Source organism: Paenibacillus sp. FSL R10-2778, assembly GCF_038593035.1.
GTDB classification, from domain to species: Bacteria; Bacillota; Bacilli; order Paenibacillales; family Paenibacillaceae; genus Paenibacillus_AQ; species Paenibacillus_AQ odorifer.
Genome location: NZ_CP151956.1, coordinates 5,020,825 through 5,042,149 on the forward strand (window position 1 = coordinate 5,020,825; position 21,325 = coordinate 5,042,149).

Annotated in this window: 22 protein-coding genes and 1 riboswitch; of the genes, 4 read left to right on the forward strand and 18 right to left on the reverse strand. The window is 44.7% G+C overall.

Features of this window, described 5'->3' with window-relative positions; translation table 11 throughout:
• Nucleotides 1-78: 78 nt before the first annotated feature.
• From NST40_RS22665 to NST40_RS22700, 8 genes are all read right to left on the reverse strand, one after another.
• Entirely contained in the window at nucleotides 79-789 is a 711-nt protein-coding gene (locus tag NST40_RS22665) for a hypothetical protein (RefSeq protein WP_342410016.1), read from the reverse strand.
• 149 nt (nucleotides 790-938) lie between these two features.
• Nucleotides 939-1,634: an iron-sulfur cluster repair di-iron protein gene (gene ric / locus NST40_RS22670; protein WP_339248794.1), complete on the reverse strand. Its 696-nt coding sequence runs from the start codon at nucleotides 1,632-1,634 to the stop codon at nucleotides 939-941.
• A 382-nt stretch (nucleotides 1,635-2,016) separates the two neighbouring features.
• Nucleotides 2,017-2,409 carry a hypothetical protein gene (locus NST40_RS22675; protein ID WP_081387696.1) on the reverse strand — a complete coding sequence of 131 codons (393 nt, stop codon included), beginning with the start codon at nucleotides 2,407-2,409 and terminating at the stop codon, nucleotides 2,017-2,019.
• 27 nt (nucleotides 2,410-2,436) lie between these two features.
• Entirely contained in the window at nucleotides 2,437-2,730 is a 294-nt protein-coding gene (locus NST40_RS22680) for a hypothetical protein (protein ID WP_076218895.1), read from the reverse strand.
• Between the two features lie 270 nt (nucleotides 2,731-3,000).
• Nucleotides 3,001-3,726 carry a hypothetical protein gene (locus NST40_RS22685; RefSeq protein WP_076204958.1) on the reverse strand — a complete coding sequence of 242 codons (726 nt, stop codon included), beginning with the start codon at nucleotides 3,724-3,726 and terminating at the stop codon, nucleotides 3,001-3,003.
• Nucleotides 3,727-3,938: 212 nt separating this feature from the next.
• Complete coding sequence (locus tag NST40_RS22690) at nucleotides 3,939-4,256, reverse strand: helix-turn-helix domain-containing protein (RefSeq protein ID WP_036682958.1); 318 nt, start codon at nucleotides 4,254-4,256, stop codon at nucleotides 3,939-3,941.
• 124 nt (nucleotides 4,257-4,380) lie between these two features.
• A complete protein-coding gene (locus NST40_RS22695) occupies nucleotides 4,381-4,704 on the reverse strand; it encodes a hypothetical protein (RefSeq protein WP_076184188.1) in 324 nt (107 codons plus the stop codon).
• 23 nt (nucleotides 4,705-4,727) lie between these two features.
• Nucleotides 4,728-5,663 (reverse strand): Gfo/Idh/MocA family oxidoreductase, encoded by a 936-nt coding sequence (locus tag NST40_RS22700; RefSeq protein WP_076184189.1) that lies wholly within the window; start codon nucleotides 5,661-5,663, stop codon nucleotides 4,728-4,730.
• Nucleotides 5,664-5,826: 163 nt separating this feature from the next.
• On the opposite strand from NST40_RS22700, the gene NST40_RS22705 reads away from it, so the two are divergent.
• Entirely contained in the window at nucleotides 5,827-6,447 is a 621-nt protein-coding gene (locus NST40_RS22705) for a VTT domain-containing protein (protein WP_076193058.1), read from the forward strand.
• A 98-nt stretch (nucleotides 6,448-6,545) separates the two neighbouring features.
• A complete protein-coding gene (msrA, locus tag NST40_RS22710) occupies nucleotides 6,546-7,532 on the forward strand; it encodes a peptide-methionine (S)-S-oxide reductase MsrA (RefSeq protein WP_038572566.1) in 987 nt (328 codons plus the stop codon).
• Between the two features lie 92 nt (nucleotides 7,533-7,624).
• Here msrA and NST40_RS22715 read toward each other — a convergent pair whose 3' ends face one another.
• Nucleotides 7,625-8,740 (reverse strand): DUF4349 domain-containing protein, encoded by a 1,116-nt coding sequence (locus NST40_RS22715; RefSeq protein WP_179087063.1) that lies wholly within the window; start codon nucleotides 8,738-8,740, stop codon nucleotides 7,625-7,627.
• 428 nt (nucleotides 8,741-9,168) lie between these two features.
• Between NST40_RS22715 and NST40_RS22720 the strand changes: the two genes are divergently transcribed.
• A complete protein-coding gene (locus NST40_RS22720) occupies nucleotides 9,169-9,321 on the forward strand; it encodes a DUF1540 domain-containing protein (RefSeq protein ID WP_076098619.1) in 153 nt (50 codons plus the stop codon).
• Nucleotides 9,322-9,467: 146 nt separating this feature from the next.
• Here NST40_RS22720 and metE read toward each other — a convergent pair whose 3' ends face one another.
• The 8 genes from metE to NST40_RS22760 form a co-directional block, all read right to left on the reverse strand.
• The gene (gene metE / locus NST40_RS22725; RefSeq protein WP_076218898.1) at nucleotides 9,468-11,771 is read right to left on the reverse strand and encodes a 5-methyltetrahydropteroyltriglutamate--homocysteine S-methyltransferase; all 2,304 of its coding nucleotides are present in this window, start codon (nucleotides 11,769-11,771) and stop codon (nucleotides 9,468-9,470) included.
• 154 nt (nucleotides 11,772-11,925) lie between these two features.
• A riboswitch (cobalamin riboswitch) is annotated at nucleotides 11,926-12,132 on the reverse strand.
• Nucleotides 12,133-12,231: 99 nt separating this feature from the next.
• Nucleotides 12,232-13,092: an undecaprenyl-diphosphate phosphatase gene (locus NST40_RS22730; protein WP_076130699.1), complete on the reverse strand. Its 861-nt coding sequence runs from the start codon at nucleotides 13,090-13,092 to the stop codon at nucleotides 12,232-12,234.
• A 50-nt stretch (nucleotides 13,093-13,142) separates the two neighbouring features.
• Nucleotides 13,143-13,766 (reverse strand): DedA family protein, encoded by a 624-nt coding sequence (locus NST40_RS22735; RefSeq protein WP_076218903.1) that lies wholly within the window; start codon nucleotides 13,764-13,766, stop codon nucleotides 13,143-13,145.
• A 17-nt stretch (nucleotides 13,767-13,783) separates the two neighbouring features.
• A complete protein-coding gene (locus tag NST40_RS22740; protein WP_341003412.1) occupies nucleotides 13,784-15,733 on the reverse strand; it encodes an FtsX-like permease family protein in 1,950 nt (649 codons plus the stop codon).
• Entirely contained in the window at nucleotides 15,708-16,478 is a 771-nt protein-coding gene (locus NST40_RS22745) for an ABC transporter ATP-binding protein (RefSeq protein ID WP_076184196.1), read from the reverse strand. The genes NST40_RS22740 and NST40_RS22745 overlap by 26 nt, the downstream gene beginning before the upstream one ends.
• Before the next feature lie 85 nt (nucleotides 16,479-16,563).
• Nucleotides 16,564-17,571: a sensor histidine kinase gene (locus NST40_RS22750; protein WP_076218900.1), complete on the reverse strand. Its 1,008-nt coding sequence runs from the start codon at nucleotides 17,569-17,571 to the stop codon at nucleotides 16,564-16,566.
• On the reverse strand, nucleotides 17,568-18,269 hold the full coding sequence (locus tag NST40_RS22755) for a response regulator transcription factor (RefSeq protein ID WP_076218901.1): 702 nt from the start codon (nucleotides 18,267-18,269) through the stop codon (nucleotides 17,568-17,570). Before NST40_RS22755 ends, NST40_RS22750 begins: the two co-directional genes overlap by 4 nt.
• Nucleotides 18,270-18,431: 162 nt before the next feature.
• The gene (locus NST40_RS22760) at nucleotides 18,432-18,884 is read right to left on the reverse strand and encodes a C40 family peptidase (RefSeq protein ID WP_218640451.1); all 453 of its coding nucleotides are present in this window, start codon (nucleotides 18,882-18,884) and stop codon (nucleotides 18,432-18,434) included.
• A 251-nt stretch (nucleotides 18,885-19,135) separates the two neighbouring features.
• Between NST40_RS22760 and NST40_RS22765 the strand changes: the two genes are divergently transcribed.
• A complete protein-coding gene (locus tag NST40_RS22765; RefSeq protein ID WP_342410017.1) occupies nucleotides 19,136-19,732 on the forward strand; it encodes a hypothetical protein in 597 nt (198 codons plus the stop codon).
• A 719-nt stretch (nucleotides 19,733-20,451) separates the two neighbouring features.
• Here NST40_RS22765 and NST40_RS22770 read toward each other — a convergent pair.
• Entirely contained in the window at nucleotides 20,452-21,246 is a 795-nt protein-coding gene (locus tag NST40_RS22770) for a TIGR00266 family protein (protein ID WP_038572584.1), read from the reverse strand.
• Nucleotides 21,247-21,325: the final 79 nt, after the last annotated feature.

Sequence of the window (21,325 nt, forward strand, 5' to 3'; positions counted from 1 at the left end):
TTAGGTTATAACTTCCAATTAAAAAAGCCAGATCACGGGTTCTGAGCAACCGTAGATCTGGCATTTATGTACTTTTTTTTAACGTATAGCCAATAAAATCTCCAATTCATCCTGCACTCTAAGCTTCATGTCCATTCCATTCTCAAGCAGCTGCTTCCCATTCACCTTCATCTTCCAAACTTCATTGCTAAGAGGAGTATAATCACCAATGGATAACACCTTTTTGTTGTCTTCGGTTAACTGCACCACACTGCTGTTCTTCAACAAACCTCTCACTGTTAAATCTTCAGTAAATCCCATAACATATGAATGATTCAAATTCACTTGCTCACTTCCACCATTCACGGTCAACAACACAATTTGAAGGGGTTCTTCTTGTTCCTTAGACATCGCCGTAATTACTAATTTTGATTCATGCCCGACTGTTCGACCCCAATCCTCAGGTCCAATGGTCCCCCCATCCATTTGCAGCTCCCAATTCATTCCTGGACCGAGTGAAATATTATTTACCGTTAGAATGCTTGTGTTATCCTCAGAAAAGGTGGCCTTCCCACTACCTTTCAGTAGGTCAAAGATCGTTATCCCTTTTCTGTAGCTCTCGCTAAGCTGCTTGTCCAAAGGGTTGGTAAGCAAGTCATTTCCCGCAACGATAAGCGAAAGCGTAGGCCCGTCTGATCCTGCTAAGCCATTATTCCCTTCATTATTAATGTCAGCAAGAGTGGAACACCCACCTATTATGAATACGATGACTAATCCTACTAACAACCTCCACATATATTTCGTGGGCATAGTGACACCGCCTTGTCCCGCCTAATGACCACACAGCGTCTCAGGCTTGTAGTAAGTTATGCATACTGTCTATTTAAGAATAACGTAAATAAGCTTTGTTCTCAAATATAAAAAAAGTCCCCTAAGGGACTCTATGAAACTCATTTTTTCTACTGGAATCTAGGGAACAATATATTATTCTCCAGATGAACATGTTCAAAAGTCATGCTCTCCAGCTCCTCTAGCCGGGCATAAGTCAAACGATAGGTTGTACAAGCATGAGCCGGTGGGGTGAAATCAGCTGTTATTTTGCGTATTTGTCTCAATATATCGCCTGCTGTGTCATGTTCACTCTCGAGTTCAATTAATGCCTCGCGAAGTATGGTCAGCCCTTCTTCACTTGGATTGGCATCATATGCTAATAATTTTGGAAACTCGTCTTCCTCTTCTTTAGCTGTATGCTGAAGAAGATCTTCCTTGAGTGCATTAAACAAACTATATACCTCTTCTAAATGAGGGGAATCTCCGCCATGAACCCGGTATACCTTAGTTACATTTTGGCTAATCAGGGGCAGCTCTTCCCGCAGGTAATGGTGATGTTTACTCACGATATGCTCGATTAACTCTGCAGAAGGTGCTGTATTCCATGCGAGTTCTTCTTGAGGTACCGGATATTCCTCGAACAGCTTGTTGAGATCACTAATGATCATCTCTTGATCTAGTCCACGCTCTACCGCTGCTTCAGTAAGAGGTTTGGCGCCTCCACAGCAGAAATCAATCCGTTTGGACTTGAAATAATCCGCAGCTTTTGGGAATTGCAGCACAATATCTTTTACCAGGGCATCTGGAGTAAATCCAGGTTGCACCGATTGCTTATGCTGTAAATCCGAAATTCTATCATTAGGTTTTTTAGTTTCCATAATAGTTCCTCCTCGGGATATGTGATCAGGTTCTGAAAAAATCTTTTCCACCTGTTCACCTTAACCCTGAAAGGACTTTTGACTTGTGATTGTACTCACGAAAATTGTATCTCTTTGTTGAACGAAAAAGGTCAATTATGGTGATCTCTGACCACAATCAACCTGTTTACATAACGCTTTAGCGTACTTTAGGTTAAAATTACCAAGCATTATTGTATGTACAAACGAAATGACGAAATTTTATACAGGTATTATATGTGTTATTGGCTGAATAATAGATTACTTAGGCACTCGGTAGCCCCACCAAAAGAAGAAACTTGAGCAATACTTAAAAAGTTTCTTCTGTTACAGCCTTAAAAGGAGCGTGTCCAGTTTCTGCATTTCTTAATAAAGTCGGCTTTCTAAACCTTAAACTGCACCGCAACTTATAAATAGCCGTGTCTTCATTCATTTCAATGAAGATTACATCTATCCATATTGGTACTAATGGTTCTAGTCCACAAAGTATATTTATAGTTTTATCCAGCGTTAATTGCTTATTCCCAATGTTTTCTTCACTTAAAATGTTTAGCCTCATCATATCATCTGCACCGTTTAGCGGCTTGTCTTTTTCTTTCACAGGCTCTATAACAAATTTACAATCGGTAAAAATCAATCCTTTCTTTCTTGATATTTCCTCAATAGTTTTTAATAAATTCCCTTTAAAAATATCTTTATTCATCTGTTTTATCTCTTCCACGTTCATCACCTACTTTATCTGAATACTAGAAATCTTAACAAGTTCATTTGTATTAACGTAACCTGAAGGAGTTGTTTCTATGGTGTATATTTCAAGCCATGCATTTTTAGTTTTCACCCCTATTTGCTCAAGAACTTGTGAGAATAATTTTGCTTGCTCAATTGAAGGAGTATAGTGACCGGATAAGTTAGATATGCTTCGGACCTGTCCCTGATTATTAAGTTTTAGCTTTCCTGCCGCTTGAACAGACTCCCCATTTGCCAAAAAGGAATGCCCTCTCCCAATATGAAGCTTGCCATTCATGACCTCCAGTTCTTACACTTAGACCATCCAATGTGCTACACTCTTCGACTCATCATTCCAGATCTTTATGTACTATTTTATCTTTAAATACTTAAGTAAAAGGAGCGCGTATCTAACCTATATATCGGCTTAACTTCCCATTATTTTACTTTAAATCCTTTCTTTTAATTTTTTAATTCTAATTACTGCCCTGAAAATAGCAGATAACAAAAACAGGTCAATCATGGAGATAAATCTCCACAATCGACCTGACACTAAAATCTGTATCTTCTATTGAACATAAGCCTGCATATACGTTCGCTTACCCTTTGCGTCCTTCAAATAAGGTCCTAAACCAGCAAAGCGGGAGTGATCCATATAAACACCAGTCATCCATCTGCCTTCTGTTAGGCCTCCGTTCCATTTGAGGACAAGGTCAGGGGCGGCTATCCATTCCTGATAAATCTGTATATTCTGATCTTTGTACTCTTTACAAGGCTTAGACTGCTCCAGAAGACGTAGATCATTAAGGTAAGTTGGCACGAAATAAGAGGATATCGTATGCAAATCATCTTCATCAAAAAAGGGCTCATCCCCTAAAAAGGGTTTGAATAATACGGTATTCTCGTACATGGACCAAATTAGGGCTTGTAGCACCATGCTTTGGCGAATGCCATTATGGAACTTATATTGTCGTTGATTACTCGCCACATTCACTTCTTGAAGAGGTTCCGTCGACTCCAGGCAATGCCGTTCACAGCCGATACATTTCCAGCCAGAAGGACTTTGAATCCATTTTTGAAAAATAGTCCCGCTATCATTGTTGCCTTTGTAGAGTGAAGAGATAATGCTGTAAGGCACGCCAATCCACGCATCCCATAAGGAATCTGGAAGATGGCTATGCAGCATGAACAACGTCTTGTCATAGATGAGCTGTACTTTGATCGAAGCGTTCTCCAGCTCAGCAACATCCTTTTTTCCATACGTTATTTCCCGGGAAAACAGGGTGGTCTTCATCTCCCTCGCCTCCTAATAGTTTTGCTATGCCTGTACTCCAGCTGAGTAGATTTGAGCAAAAACCAATATTGCAAGCGTTTCCATGCAAGGAACATACAACGTTTTTTCTATTATATTACAGATTTTTTCGATCTGTGCAAGGTTTTTATTTAAAAAATTGAAAAGCCCTCCTCCGTTCTTCAGGAAAAAGGGCCACAACACGACTTTGATTTCTACTCTACCCAGCTCTCAGCCCAAGACTGAATCTGCTGCATAACAGGCTCCAGCGCACGGCCTTTGTCTGTTAGTTCATATTCAATACGCACAGGTGTTTCCGGGTATACATGTCTAACCAGAATACCCTCACCTTCCAAATCCTTCATCCGCTCGGACAGCATCTTATCGCTCATTGAAGGAATGAGGCCGGAAATATCTTTAAACCGCTTCGGTCCACTCATCAATGTCTGAATAATAAGTCCATTCCAACGTTTGCCTAAGAAAGAGAAGGCTGTCTCAAATCTGGGACACATCGAAATTTGATGTTCTTCCATTGTTCTCACCTCTCACTAGCGAAACTTACTATTAGTTAGTATATATAATATTAACACATTTCATCCCTGATGAACATCGTTTACTAAAAAAAGTTCATCTGACATTATCATTATATCCTCGTTGTCAATCCCCTGTATGTGCTTTAGATTCCCTTTTAGAGATCGCTTCTGTCACGATTTGCGCCAAGTCATCATTTCCGAATAAGGAGAGTACGCCCAGAACTGTGTCATCAGAAATATCCCCTGCTTCCTCCGCTGAAACCGTTAGGGCAAGCGCTTTTCGCAAGGCTTCATTCCCTTCTTGCTGTGGATAAGCCTGCAAATACAAACTGTGCGGGTCGAGTCCTTGATTCACGCACCACTGGGCGAATACAAGGATCATCATCTCTTCCTCACGCTTATAGCTTTCGATGATTTGTTCCTCCACTAATTTACGGTTGTCTTCCATAATTTACTCCTTTCTTAGAGACCTCATTCAGCAAGCTGAGCTGCCAATCTATGACTAGGCAGAACTGCTGAAGCAGCAATACTGCATAACTCTGGTGTATTTATATTGTTCAGGAAATGATCTACCACTCCACCAAAACCTCTTCTATCCAGCACCGTATCCCAGCTTCCAAAGCTCTGGGTCCGTGGCAAAGCATTTTTTTCATATAGGATGGCTTGGTCCAGATCTGCCACTTCCACCGAACGTCCATTACCGTGCAGCTCCAGCTTCTCCAAATCAACACCCGCCTCACGAAGCATGCTATACATCCCCACTGAGCCTTGCTCCCAACCCAGCATTCCAGATGCCTGCACAAGTCGCCCCTCTCCATTGGATTGAAGATTACTGCGAAGCAGCTCATACTGATCTCCACATAACCATAACAGCAGATCAAGCATATGAATCAAGTCGTCATGCACAGTCTCACGGCTGCTGCCTAACTGCAGCTTCGTGCGATGTTTAATCGCGTGGCAATGGCTAATGCCTCCGGCTTCCTCGAGCCAACTCTTGGCAGTGACATACATTGGGGCAAAACGCCGATTAAAGCCCACGCCTAGCAGCAGCCCTTTATTTTCTGCCAGTTCTGCCATCCTTCTGGATTCTTCCAGATCATAGGACAGCGGCTTATCTACATACACCGAAATCCCATGTTCGAGACATTTTGTTACTATATCATAATGGGTCGTCGTTGGGCTATGCACAAATACTGCATCCAGATCCCAAGACAACAGCTCGTCCAAATTTGTCGTACCTTTAGGAAAACGGTAGGCTTTAACAGCTTGCTCTACTGTTGTGGATGAGTGACTGAGAACCCCCACTACCTCAACTTGTCCATGCTGAGAGAGCAGTGGCAAATATACTTTGCGGGCGATATTTCCAATCCCGATGATGGCGACTCTTTTGCGTGCAGAAACAATCAATGATCTAACTCCCCTCTTTATAATTCAAGAATTTATCTCTCTCTTTGTTCTCTATAAATGCTATTATACCTGCTTGGCGTCCGCCGACAATGATCTACACTTCAATATTTACTTTTTATCCCGTATGATGAGATGAATGAGTGGAAGAAAGGGTATATTAGCTATGAGAAAATGGTTCTCGATTATTCTTTATGTTTCGGGCACAATCCTTGCGTTTATCTACAGATATGACATCCTTAGCTGGATGAAAGAGGATCATAATCTTTTCAGCTCTATAGGGATCGCAACTTTACTGGCTCTCTTTCCAGTTGTACCGTACAAAGCGGTCATCGGATTTTTTGGTTATGCATACGGAAGTTTGGCAGGTGCTTTAATTTGCTGGGTAGCTACAACCCTTGCTGCCGCATTCCTTTTTGGCGTAGTGAAATTCTTATTTCAAGATCAAGCGAGAGCTTATCTGACTTCTATTCCCCTACTCGAAAAATTCACAAAAGGCATAGAACGGCGGCCCTTTGCTTCTATTGTCTTAGCACGTCTCTTGCCGATTATCCCGCAGACAGCAGTTAACATCTATGCCGGAGCAGCCGGACTGCCCTTCTGGGGTTATCTTGCTGCCTCAGCTATTGGAAAAATCCCAGGCATCGCCTTGTATGCCTTCCTTGGGGATCAACTGTTCCAGAACCCAGGTAATGCGATTATAGCCATTATTGTTTATGCCATTGTGCTTATTATAGCCGGACTAAGCTTTCGTTACAGTTCACAGGAAGTAAAAAACACTAGGTAACAGAGAGCTTATTTGGCGGAAGCTGGCAGGCTGTGGTTATTTGCTTTATAATTAGATTGTGATCTATTTAATTGCATTACATGAATGGAGGGATATTAATGAGTGAACATCAGACTAACCATATAAATTCCAAGGCGGAAAAAGCAACCTTTGCAGGTGGATGCTTCTGGTGCATGGTCTCGCCGTTCGAGGAATTGCCAGGCATTATTAGTGTCGTCTCCGGCTATACTGGCGGGCATACAGTGAATCCTACCTATGAAGAGGTATGCTCCGAAACTACAGGACATGTTGAAGCCGTACAAATTACGTTCAATCCAGAAATTTTCCCTTATAGCAAGCTGCTTGAGTTATTCTGGCAGCAAATTGACCCAACCGATGCGGGTGGACAATTCCATGATCGCGGCACCTCTTACGGAACGGCTATCTTCACCCATTCTGAAGAACAGAAGCAACAAGCAGAGGCTTCCAAGGCAGCTTTGCAAGAAAGCGGCCGATTCGCTAGCCCGATTGTTACCCCGATCCTCCCGGCAGCAACCTTCTATCCTGCCGAAGAATATCATCAGGGCTACCATCGTAAGAACCCGGGTCACTACAAACGTTACCGTAAGGGTTCCGGCCGAGAGGATTTTATCGAAACCCACTGGACACATAAAGAAGACAAACTAAGCTTAAAAGAACGTCTGACGCCACTTCAATATGAAGTCACTCAGAATAGCGCTACAGAGTCACCTTTCCGAAATGATTTTTGGGATCACCACGGAGAAGGCATTTATGTAGATATCGTATCTGGTGAAGCATTATTCAGTTCGCAGGATAAATACGATTCCGGTTGTGGCTGGCCCAGCTTTACACGTCCGATTCGCGATTACGCCGTGAAGGAAAAGACGGACCTCAGCCATTTGATGGTTCGCACAGAAGTGCGCAGCAAAGTAGCAGATTCCCATCTAGGTCATGTCTTCGACGATGGTCCAGGGGAAAACGGCCTGCGCTACTGCATTAATTCAGCGGCACTGCGCTTTATACCAAAAGAGGATCTGGAGAAAGAGGGCTATGGCGAGTATCGTGTACTCTTCCAGCCTGCCTAATCTTCGATAAAAGCGAAATACTGTACTGTCTTATAGAAAAGCCTCCAATTCACGGTATACCATGAATTGGAGGCTTTTTAATTCATAGGAGCTTATTCTTTATTCTCGTCCCCGTTAGCTTTCTTATCCTTTATTGAGGTTGTCACCTTTGGCTCTGCTGGTCCAGGGAGTACCGCCTTGTTCAGTTCCCGATTTTCCTGCCGTATCCGCTGGGTCTGCTGCTCCCGTCGTGCACGGATATTTTTGCGGGCAAACCAAACGATGATTAAAATAATGCCCGCACCGATTAGAATCGGCAATGCACCTGCAAGAATTACAAAAATCCACTGAAACATAACAGATAGTGCGTTCAGGCTTCCTTTTAAAGCATCCGATGCCCGTTCTAGCAATGGACCTTGCTCTGCCTTTTCCTTCACGGCTAAGCTCTCATCCGTCTGGTACACTCTAAGCTCTACCGTTGAAAAAGATACGTTCTGATCTATATATCGCATTCTGCCTTTGATCTGCTCAATCGTTTCTTGAATCGAACCAAGCTCGTTTGCAAAGGCGACCAGATCACTTGATTTCGTTGCTTTTTTCATAAACTCTGTGTATTGAGCTTCCATTAACTGCTTTGCCTTTAGACGCGACTCCAGATCAACATACTCCTCCGAGACATCCTGACCTTGAATACTGCGCTGTAGCGATTCGTGTTTTACTTTTTCCAAATTATTCAGAAAAGGAGAGAACCCGGAGGCAGGCACCTTAAGGATAAACGTCCCTCCTTGCTCATATTGCGACATGTTTTCGTTAAACTCTATAATATATCCTTTAGCCATCGTTACCATGTTGCGGATTTCAGTCTGAGCTTTACCGTAATCTTCTACTTCCATAGTCAGATTGGCATGATAGATTAGCTTCTTGTTCAATCCTTCCACGACATCACTGCCCGTGAATCCCGCGTTCCCTTGATCCGTGTTCTCTGATGTCAAACCTTTTTCAACTGGGGCTTCGTTGCCTCCCGCTGCTGTCTCAGCTTCTGCTGAGGTGCTCTTATCCGCTAATGCAGCTTTCGAAGATTGCTCAGTGGTTGCTGCAGCAGAATTACTCGTATTTCCGCCGTCACCAGCTAATTTGTCTGCCGCCGAATTGTTATCACCCGAGCCACAACCTGCCAATACCACCGCAAGAATTAATAAACATAAGTAATGCAGACCCCATTTGCGCATTCTCATTCCTCCAAAAGTGTAGTGGTTATCCCTAGCATTGTAACGTTACGGAATGTCATGTTCTGTACAGATCTCTTCCGTCTCTCATTTCTATAACGCCCCAAAACTTGGAAGGTTGCACTGGAATATGGAATTTCGGTAAATTTCTTTTGGTTTTTCTTGTTGAATACACAAAAAGCCGCATTTCTGCGGCTCTTATTGGACATATTTTTGATGTGGGAGGGTGACCCGAAAGTTAAAGAACTCATTTGCTTACAAACTCATTATTTGGTACAATTACCACGTCTAACCTAGTAAAAAAAGCCAAATACCCTCTATTCATAATGAATGAGGGCGTGACACGGCTTTGTTGAGACAAGCTCCACCTTGCTGAACAGAGCCGTTCATTGAATGATACTATCAATTACTAAAAGGGGAGGTGAACCCTCATGGCAAAAGACGTAGTTTGTGAAGTTAACTCCTGCACCCACTGGGCAGAAGAGAACAAATGCAGCGCTGAATCGATCTTCGTAGCTTTCCACAGCTCCCAAGAACCAAAACGCGCAGAAGAAACAGATTGCAAAACTTTCGAAAGTAAATAAGTAAATGCCTGAAGGGACCCTCCACGGTTCCTTCTTTTTCTTTTTCATTCTAACAAGATTGAGAATTATTATCAAGTAGCTGATTATAAAAAAATAAGTGAACTAAAAAGCCAGGGTAAATTACCCTGGCTCTAATTTATTTATGTCTATTTTGATGCAATAACCCCTGACTTTTCCCTCGCAATAGCAGCAGCTCTTACCATGTTACGTAGTGCATCCTCTGTCTCCTGCCAGCCACGTGTTTTCAGACCGCAATCCGGATTAATCCAGAATTGTTCAGGGTCCAGCACCCGCAGCGCACGATCGATATTCGCCGTCATTTCTTCTACAGCCGGAACCCGCGGACTATGGATGTCATACACTCCAAGACCGATTCCTTTATCATAGGCCTGCTCCTCAAAGCTGATAATCAGCTCCCCATGGCTACGTGAAGTCTCAATGGAGATTACATCAGCATCCATAGCCGATATGGAATCGATCATGTCATTGAATTCGCTATAGCACATATGCGTATGAATTTGTGTCGTAGCCTTCACATGGTTCGTAGCAACGCGGAACGACTTCACTGCCCAGTTCAGGTAATGCTCACGGTCTTCTGCCTTAAGTGGAAGTCCTTCACGTATAGCCGGCTCATCCACTTGAATCATTTCGATGCCTGCATCTTCCAACGCTTTTACTTCATGGCGAAGGGCAAGAGCAATTTGATTGGCTACCTCTTCCCGGCTGAGATCATCACGTACAAATGACCAATTGAGGATAGTTACAGGACCCGTCAACATTCCTTTAACCGGAAGCTTCGTCAACGATTGTGCATAGACACTTTCTTTAACAGTCATAGGCTGTATAAATGCAACATCCGCGTAGATCACCGGTGGCTTAACGCAACGGGAACCGTAGGATTGAACCCAGCCATTACTAGTAAACAAGTATCCGTCCAGCTTTTCTCCGAAAAACTCCACCATATCTGTACGCTCGAACTCACCGTGGACCAGAACATCCAGACCTAGCTTTTCTTGGAAGGTAATTGCATCCGCGATCTGCTCACGAACAAATCCATCATAACGCTCCTGATTCCAGACCCCTTTACGCCATTTCAATCTCGCCTGACGCACTTCTACTGTCTGCGGGAAGCTACCAATTGTAGTGGTTGGCAGAAGTGGAAGCTGCCATTTCTCTTGCTGCACCTTTAAGCGTTCAGCAAAAGGCAAACTGCGTTGGTCAGGCAAAGCTGCAAGTGCAAGCACTTGCTCCGCCACATCCTTACGGCCACGCTCAGGTAGTGCACGGAATGCTGCAATAGCTTCACGACTAGCGGCCAGCGCTGCTTTAGAAGCTTCTCCTTTATCTGCGAGGGCTGCTCCGAGCAGACTAAGCTCTGCAAGCTTCTCATCGGCAAACGCTAACGCATTCTTAACAGTCGCCTTCAGCTTCACCTCACCTTGAACGGTGACTGGGACATGCAGCAGACTGCAAGAAGGCTGAAGAATAAGACGATCAAGCGGCACATGAACGCTGAGCTTTTCTACCAGTTGCAGCTTAGCGTCTAAATCGGAACGCCAGATGTTCCGTCCATCAATAATTCCGGCACCCAGCCATTTGTCCTTCGGCCAGCCAAGACGTTCGATAGAAGCCAGATTCGCTCCACCATCGTGCACAAAGTCAAGACCCAAGCCTTGAACAGGCAACTCTAGAAGTGCCTCCAACGGTTCAGCAGCTTCGAAATACGTCTGTAAAATAATATTCAAGCCCGGCACGGAGCCGGCAATTTCTGTGTATATCGAGTTAAGCAGTGTTAATTCTTCTTTACTTATGCCTGTAACAATCGCTGGCTCATCGATTTGTACCCAGCTTACCCCTTCTTGCTTCAGTTCCTGTAGCAGTTGAACATAGACTGGAACAAAACGTGCAGCAATCTTGGCGATATCTGCCGCTGCGTAACCTTTGGACAGCTTAAGGAAGGTATACAGACCTAAAAGTACCGGTTTACCTTCAATCCCTGCCTGCGATTTAGCAAAACGATAAGCCGCTAGAGGTTTATTTTCAGTCAGGCGTGGTGTTTGTGTGCCGATCTCTGGAACGATATAGTGATAGTTCGTATTGAACCATTTGGTCATCTCACAGGCAGTAGCTTCAGCATTACCACGGGCCATTGCAAAATAAAGATCAAGCCCGATGTCGCCGCCATCATACGTGTACCGTGGAGGTACAATTCCAAACATAACAGCCGTATCCAACACATGGTCATAAAAAGTAAAATCATTCACCGGAATAAGCTCAATTCCTGCCTCTTGCTGGGTCTTCAAATGCTGCAGCTGAATTGCTGCCATTTCGGAGCGGAATTGCTCTTCATTTATTTTCCCCTGCCAGTAGGCTTCCAGTGTCTTTTTCCACTCGCGGTTCTTTCCGATTCTCGGATATCCAAGATTACTTACTTTTACTTTATTCGTCATCTCGATACACTCCCTCTTCCATCTCTTATTTCAAACTCCAAAGCTACTTGCTTTCCTATAAAAAAGAGCGCCCTTCCCTAAAAAAGTCAAAGGGAAAGACGCCCATGATATACTCATGGTTAACGTCTAACACCTCCCTATCTTCCGTAGGTGAAGCAGTGCTGTTGAAACAGGCAGGTCTCCTGGCTAGCGGCGTCAACATCTTGAGCAGTCTTCCCAGCAGTAGTAAATTGCCAGTGACCTCTGTTGCTCGAGATTCTTCCGTTACAGTGGCGGGACCGCATCGGCTTCGAACCGAATTTCCCTATTAAGCCTACCGAATTACTATTTTCCGGTCAGCACCTGTCTCCGATATCATTCATCATTTGAGTGTCTTAATCTGATGTCATCATACGTGAAAGCCCCAGCAATCTGCAATAGATTACTGGGGCTTCTGTTATATCGATTCCTTATAACGGACTTAGAAAAATACGAAATATACTACAGCAGCAAGAATTATACGGTATATAGCAAACGGTAAGAGCTTGATACGATTGATCAGTTTTAAGAAGAAACGCATCGATAACAGCGCAAATAGGAAGGCACTAATAAAGCCTGCAATAAAAAACGGCAACGCGTCCATGGTGAAATATTGCCAGTTTTTCATCAGTGACAACAGACTGGCACCTGCCATGATGGGTACTGCCATAATAAACGTAAAATCAGCAGCGGCACGATGGCTCATCCCGAGGAGTACTCCACCAGAAATCGTCGAGCCCGAGCGTGAAAATCCAGGCCATAACGAAAAACACTGTACAAGACCTACACCAAGTGCCTGTTTGTATGTAATCTGATCTACACTCTCAGTTCTGATCTTCTTCGGCCCAAACAGATCGGCAATAATCATTAATATAGCCCCAATCACTAGACCAATTAACACTGTTGAGGTAGAGAATAAATGCTCATCAATATAATCATTAAACAGAACACCTAACACACCTGCAGGCACTAACCCTACCAGAACCTGAGTCAGCTTGAGATGCCCGCCCTGCTCCAACTGCGGTAGCTCCTCTGTTACAGGATCCAACTGCTTACGGCTGAAACGCTTTAAGCCTAACAAATCAATGAACCGATTTCTAAAGATCACAACAACCGCTAATATTGAACCCAGTTGAATAACTACTTTGAAGGTATTTGCTGTATATTGTCCAAATAACTCCTGTGATTTCAGCCACATATCATCAACAATAATCATATGACCCGTGGAGGATACTGGAGCAAATTCGGTTAAACCTTCAACAAGCCCCAAAATAATGGCTTTAATAATCGTTAATAGCTCCATGTGTTTCCCTCCTTTTTAATAGTCATTTCTATTATCAGTCCACTACCCGCTTAGCCCTCAGTGTTCATTCTCCGGCTGCGTTTGCGGAAGTACAGAAACCCAAGAATAACTAATCCGCCAGCAATTAGTACATAGACTACATTGGAGTACACATCCATGTACATGGCAATGTCTTCCCAGGATTCGCCCAATGCCGCGCCAATAAGCACAAGCAGCAAATTCCATCCCAATGTGCCAATCGTTGTGAAGATCATAAATACTCCAAATTTCATGCCCGACATTCCCGCCGGAATCGAAATCAGACTGCGGACCAGCGGAACCATCCGACAAAACAATACAGTCCAATAGCCATATTTATCAAACCAGGCGTCAGCCTTGTGGATATCTTTTTTACTGACCCTAATTAGGCTACCCCAGCGTTCAACCAGTTTCTCTAACCGGCTCACATCCAATAATCGGCCAATATAATAGAGAATTACTGCACCCAGTAGTGATCCAGCCGTGGCAGCAATGATTACACCAGGAATCGTTAAGCTCGTCGTAGTGGTCATAAATCCTCCAAAGGGCAGGATCACTTCTGAAGGAATTGGTGGAAATATATTTTCAAAGGCCAGCATCAGAAAAATACCGAAGTAACCAAACTGCTCCATAAAATCTGTAATCCATGCTTGCATCTTGTTACCCCCATTTCTCATATCAAGTTCTTCTTCAGGTTGCGTAAATAGCGGCTGCGAATAAAAAAGAAGTATAGTCCTTGAGCAGCCAAATATCCGAGTAACACCGCGCCTGTCTCCGTTGCGATAGATAAGTAGAACAACCGTTGAAGCGCAATAAAGGCAAACACACTGTGTAAAATAGCTATTCCGACCGGCACAAAAAACAACAAAGACAGCTGAATCGTAACTATTCGATTGAGTTCTTTATCCGTAAGCCCCATCTTGGACAAAGTGGAATATTGATTGCGATCATGATCAAGATCGGTATATAACCGGAAGTAAAGAAAGCTGCCTGCCGCGATAAAAAAGACAGTACCCACCAGCAAGGAAGCAAAAAGCATTGTGTTATACAATGTTTTCTGAAGCTCAAACAGCGTGCCGCTGATCACAATCGCATACGGAGAATCACTTTCATAGGACTGTTTGCCTTTATGGGCAAGATCAGCAGCAATACCTACCGTCTGTGGAAAATCCTCTACATAAAAACCTGTATAAAGATCCGTCTGCACGGGATCAATAGCGCTGTAGAGCTCATCACTGATCACGACACCACTAAAATCCCCGCCATCTCTACCATCCAGCTCCGGCAATAAATATTCGGCGATGGGAACTTGCTCGGTATAACCTATTTCTTTAATGGCAAGTCCGTGCTGCAAGGAATAGACCGCTTTTACTCTGCCTTCTGTTAAACTGCGATCCCGCTGTGAACCAATCATCACCAGACCTTCGTTGCCCACCAGAGCATGCTCATCTGTTGGGAAACCTGCACGTTGCAGGGCGAGATTATAATCACTGAAAGCAATCAAGGGAAGGCGTAAAGTGCGATCGGGTCCAGTCTGAGCCTCAACCTCGGCATATTTAATCGGGATACTAAGCGCTTCATAAGGGAGTCCGTGCGTCTTGAGCTCTTCCTTAATTTCGTTCAGATGCTGATCAAAGGGTACACCCGTCTGATTTCCTTTGGCTACATAACCCACTGCTGCGGGATAATCCAATTTCAGCTCTCTGGAAAGTGTATGTATCGATGCAAATACCCCTACGGAAGTGAAGGAGACTGCGGATACAATCGTCACCATAAAAAACATTCGGCCATTCTCTTTCCAGCGGTAGGACAAACCGGATAAAGTGATGATATTCGTACGATGCCAATACAAGCGCCGAATGTCCTTAAGCAGCTTAACCAAACAAATACTTAGCTGGGTATAAAAGAGATACGTCCCGATAACCGTAATCGCAACGACCGGAAACATGACTTTCTCTACGGAAGCAGCTTTTGCAGTAGCCGCCATATAATAACCACTGATCAGCAGTACAGCAGAAATAATAGATAATACAAAGGATACTTTGGGTTCTTCTTCTGCCTTACGCTCTCCCTGAAACAGACGCATCAGTGACTCATTGCCGATAAAAACAAAGGTGCAAAGCGATATCAGAAAAAACAATAACACGAAGCTGCAAATCGTAAGCACAAGTGCCTGCCATGGGAGATGAAAGGTTAACAGGGGAATTCCCAAAAAAGTAGATCCGATCATCAAAAATAATTTGCCCAGAAGTAACCCGAGAAGGGTACCTGTCAGGATGGCAGAGGTGCCGATCATCATATTTTCCAGGAAAACCATGGTGTTCAGCTGTCTCTTCGTCATTCCATGCATCAATAAAATTCCGAACTCCATCTTGCGCGACTGCAGGAAGGATCCAACGGATACGAGTACGAACAAAGAACAAAAGACATAAATAATTGCCTCTGCCACCATCATCGTATGAGCCGCCGTACTATAAATTAAGCTCTTTGAAATATCCGGATGGTAAATAAACAAAGCGCACACGAAAAAGATCATCACCGAAAAAGCACTGACGACAAAATAAGCGGCATATTTGCGTTTATTACGTGTTACATTCCTATAAGCGAATTGCCGAAAGGTCATGGCTGGTTCCCCCAAGCAGAGACAGCATATCAATAATACTTTGGAAGAAAGCGCCTCTATTACTGCCCTTGTACATTTCACTATAGAAACGTCCGTCTTTAATAAAGATGACCCGGTTGCAAAAGCTTGCAGCCACTGCGTCATGTGTGACCATCAGCACCGTAGCTCCTTCTTCCTTATTCACCTCTGTCAACATATTCATGACTTCCCCTGAGGCTTTGGAGTCCAGATTGCCTGTGGGCTCATCCGCCAAAATTAACGATGGACGATGAATCATCGCCCGGGCGATAGCCGCCCGCTGCATTTGTCCGCCTGAGACCTCGTACGTGCGCTTCTTCAGCAAATGTTCGATGCCAAGCAAGGTAGTGACCTCTTTCAGCCTGCTCTCCATCTCTGGGACACGAGCACCTGCAAGCGTCAAAGGTAATACGATGTTTTCCTCTACAGTGAGCGTATCCAGTAGATTAAAATGCTGAAAGACGAAGCCTAGCTCATGACGGCGAAAAAGCGCCTTTTCTTTTCTGCTAAGCAGATTAGGATCTCGGCCGTTGATCAGAATCTGACCGGAGGTCGGTTGGTCGATGGTGGCAATCGTGTTGAGCAGCGTTGTTTTCCCGCTCCCGGATGGACCCATTATGCCAACAAACTCCCCCTTTTCTACAGAAAAGCGGATATGATTCAGCGCCTGAGTGGACACTTTACCCTCATATATTTTTGATAAATTATGAACATCTAGAATGGGCAAGTGTTACCTCTCCTTCTTTCGACTGGATTGCCTTCATTATACAAAGTGTACACATGGGCTGCTATTTCTGAAACTTACAATGCCCTTACACATTTGTAAGGTTTGTTATATCCTGCTCCCTAAATACAATCCGCACGGTGGTCCCGCTTCCTTCTTCGGAACGGATACTCACCTCATGTCCAAGCTTGCCGCAGATCTGCTTCACGAGATATAAACCCATCCCCGTAGATTCCTGAAAGGTTCGTCCATTCACCCCGGTAAAATATGCATCGAACACGCGCGGCAGATCTCCTGCTGGTATGCCTACTCCTTCATCCCGGATCTCAAGCACAGTCTGCTTATCTTCCGTGACCATCCCGTGGAAAAAAACATGTTTGCCTTCTTCAGTCGTATAACGTACAGCGTTCGTAATCAGCTGCGTAAGGACAAAAGTGAGCCATTTTTCATCCGTGGTTACGGTAATCTGCTCATCTATTTGTATAGCTGGAAATACTCTTTTTCGAATAAAAAGCCGCTTCTGCTCAGAGGTCACACCACGTACGATGGTCTCCAGATTCAGCCGTTCCACATAGAAATCGTGCTCAAAAGTATCCAGACGGGCCGTATAAAGCACGGTATCCAGTCCTTTTTTCAGACGATCCAGTTCATCACCAATTGCCGTAAAAGGAGGGCCATCCTTATCCTGAATGATCAGATGAATGACAGACAACGGCGTCTTCATGCCATGTACCCATTGATTAATAAAGTGAATATGTTCTTCTAATTTGTGGCGGTAGCTGTGCAAATCATTTTTGTAGAGGCGGAATTGCGACCCCAGTAAACCTCGCAAGCTTACGGCTAGCGGAGAATCCTGTGTAGGGCCACCTGCCTCATCGAGAGAGGAGGGCGTAGTCTCCAAACGTTCATAAAACGTGCGATTGGTGACGTAACGGTAAGCGAGGTAGCCAATCAGTAGACAAGTGCTGAGCAGCGCGGCATATAAACTTACATTCAGACCGCTGCCTCCATCCAGCCGGTACACTAATGTGATCAGGACTAGCTGGGCTAGATAGACCACAATCAGGGGGAACTGTTCCCGTAATAACAACTTCATTCCTCATCCCCCCAATTCGGAATCAAACGATAGCCTTGACCGCGCACGGTTTGTAGTCCATCTGTGATAGCGAGAGCGGCAAGTTTTTTGCGTACACGTGTAACATATACATTTAAGGTATTTTCATCCACGAAGGCTTGATCATCCCAGATTTTTTCGAGCAGCCTGTCCCGGGTAACGATGACTCCTGATTTTTGCATTAGCTCATCTAGTATCTTGGCTTCCGTGTGGCTTAAGTCCACTTTAGCTTCGCCTCGGGTAAGGATTAGCCGCTCTACATCCAGCGTCATTCCGGCAACGTTTAGTGTGCGTTCATTATTCCCACCGGCATAGGTGCCGTAGGCGCGCCGCAGCTGACTTTTGATTTTGGCCATCGCGATTTCGTAATCAAAAGGCTTAGTGATATAATCGTCCGCTCCATTTTCCAGCGCCATTACTTGGTCCATTTTGCCATCGCGGGCAGATATAAAAAGAATAGGGCAGGTTGAAATTCCGCGAATCTGGCGGCACCAGTAATAACCATCGTATTTTGGCAAATTAACATCAAGGAGTACCAGATGTGGCGTGAACGCCTCAAACTGAGTGCGGACCTGCTCAAAATCACTCACCGCCTGCGTTTCATATCCAAACTTATGTAAATAATCCTGCAGCAAAGCCACAAGTCCACGGTCATCTTCTATAATAAATATTTTGAACATATCATGCCTCCGGTCCAGCCTTAACAATATAAGGGGGTCTGCCAAATAATATATACACCGTGCATAGGGTTAGTCAAATCGGAAGGAAGAAAAAAGAACCCATGAAGCTCCTGTTTACGGCACCTTCTAGGTTCTTGGATAAGTTAGGTTTAAGGATATCAACTAGTCCCATTGTTTCTTCTGAATCCCGGCAAGAACTCTCTCTACAGATGCCCAGCCGATAAGTTCTGGTTGGCTCCAGCCCGGAGCAGCTTGCAGATGGCAAATTTCCATGTAGTGATCTATCCTAACTATATCCCAGGCATGAATGGCCTCGCCATTCCCAAAGGCCAAAGCTACATGCCCCCAATCCTTAAGCTCACCGTCTACCAACCCTGAGCAAGCATAAAAAACAAACGCGCCAGCTGGCGGAGCCCCGGTATTCTTGTGCGCATCGTACAGCTCTGCGGATTCGCGTGCATCGCTGCCTCCCCACATTTCAATTCCATTGCTTCTTTCATAGGCATCTTCAACAAAAGCAAGACAACGCAGCGGATACTCCTGCGACCCCAGCCGCTCCTTAGCCCAACTAATGGCACTCTCAATTTCCTTGCCAAATTCCACGTCCATTACCAATATACATTCCTCCAAAGTACGAAATAGTGTTGAACACATCATACCTGAACCAGCTACTTATGAGCTGGTATTATATAGTTATCAATTAAACTATCCCAATTGTACCTGAGTGGTCATCTACTTCGGCCAACCATTACTTAAAAAACATAAAAAACCGTAAATGAGCATAGCTCATTACGGCTCTAACAAACTATAAATTGGTTTAAAGATACAGGAGTGGTGGTGATAGTGTAGTAGTGGTGGTGGTAGCAGTGGTAGTGGTAGCGGTAGTGGTAGTGGAGGACAATGTAAAGTTGATATTGCAGACGCCGAACGGTGATATCCTATCGAACATAAGTAACTTATTGCTTGTTGGAGTAGCTCATCTGCGGGATTTATCCCGTACATCTGACCGTATACGCTCCATCGGCTTCATTCTACGGGATTTATACCGTACATCTGACCGTATACGCTCCATCGGCTTCATTCTACGGGATTTATACCGTACATCTGACCGTATACGCTCGATCGGCTTCATTCTGCGGGATTTATCCCGTACATTTGGCTATATGTGCTCCATCGGCTCTATTCTACGGGATTTATACCGTACATCTGGACGTATACGCTCGATCGGCTTCATTCTGCGGGATTTATCCCGTACATTTGGCTATATGTGCTCCATCGGCTCTATCTGCGGGATTTATACCGTACATCTGGCCGCAACTGCTCCACCAGCTTCATTCTGCGGGATTTATACCGTACATTTGGCTATATGTGCTCCATCGGCTCTATCTGCGGGATTTATACCGTACATCTGGCCGCAACTGCTCCACCAGCTTCATTCTGCGGGATTTATACCGCTCATCTGACCGTATACGCTCGATCGCCTCCATTCTACGGGATTTATACCGTACATCTGACCATATACGCTTCATCGGCTCCATTCTACGGGATTTATACCGTACATTTGACAGTGTCGAGTAAATCAAAGGCACTTTTGCCCTTCTTTCGCGCCACACTAGCTCATTCGAGCAAATCAAAGGCATTATTGCCCTTCTTTCGCGCCACACTAGCCAATACATACAAATCAAAGGCACTTTTGCCCTTGTCTCACACGATACTAAACCTTTACAGCAAAACAAGGGCATTTCTGCCCTTGTTTCACCACACCCTATAGCGCCACCGCTGAAACGACGCGTCCTCTTGTAATGTTGTATACCTCGTATGTTCCACATTTCGCACGGTCTTTGCTTCATATGCTCAGCATTTCCACGCTCACTCCACATTTCGCACGCTCTTTGCTTCATATACTCAGCATTTCCACGCTCACTCCACATTTCGCACGCTCTTTGCTTCATATACTCAGCATTTCCACGCTCACTCCACATTTCGCACGCTCTTTGCTTCATATACTCAGCATTTCCACGCTCACTCCACATTTCGCACGCTCTTTGCTTCATATGCTCAACATTTCCACGCTCACTCCATATTTCGCACGCTCTCTGCCTCATCTACTCAGCACTTCACACGCTCACTCCACATTCTATATATCCTCTACTTCCACGCTGTGCAATGCGCTCACGCAGACTTATCTACCATCCAGCAGATTGCCGAGCCCGCCAAGCACGCTTCCTTCTTCTTTCCGACCGCTGTTGCCGGCAGCGGACAGGATGCGATCAGCCATTCGGCTGAATGGCAGCGACTGTACCCACACCTTGCCGGGTCCGCGCAACGTTGCGAAGAACAGGCCTTCGCCGCCGAACAGCGCGGTTTTGACCCCTTTTACAAACTCAATATTGTAATCCACCGAAGACGTCATAGCGACTAGACAGCCAGTGTCCAGCTTAAGCGTCTCTCCCGGTTGAAGTGTGCGTTCCATAACATAACCGCCAGAGTGTACAAATGAAAGTCCGTCACCCTCCAGCTTTTGCATAATAAAACCTTCACCACCAAAAAAGCCGGTACCCAGCTTACGCTGAAATTCAATACCGATTGAAACGCCCTTTGCCGCGCAAAGGAATGAATCCTTTTGACAGATGATTTTTCCACCGTATTGCTGCAGGTCGAGCGGGATGATTTTGCCTGGGTACGGAGCAGCAAAGGTGACACTTTTACGTCCATAAGAACCACTGTGTGTAAAGACGGTCATAAACAAGCTTTCACCTGTCAACAGACGTTTGCCCGCGCCCATCAGCTTTCCCATCAAGCCACTTCCACGCGAGCCTCCGCTGCCGTCGCCAAATATCGTCTCCATTGTTATTTCCTGATCCATCATCATGAAACTCCCGGCTTCGGCAATTACACTCTCTCCTGGGTCAAGCTGCACCTCTACACACTGTATTTCCTCACCCATAATGGCATAATCAATCTCATGAGCACTCATCCCGCAGTTCCTCCTTATAATTAAAGTCAACATGTGACTTATGAATGAAAATATATACGTGCGTTGTGGTTCACGGTTT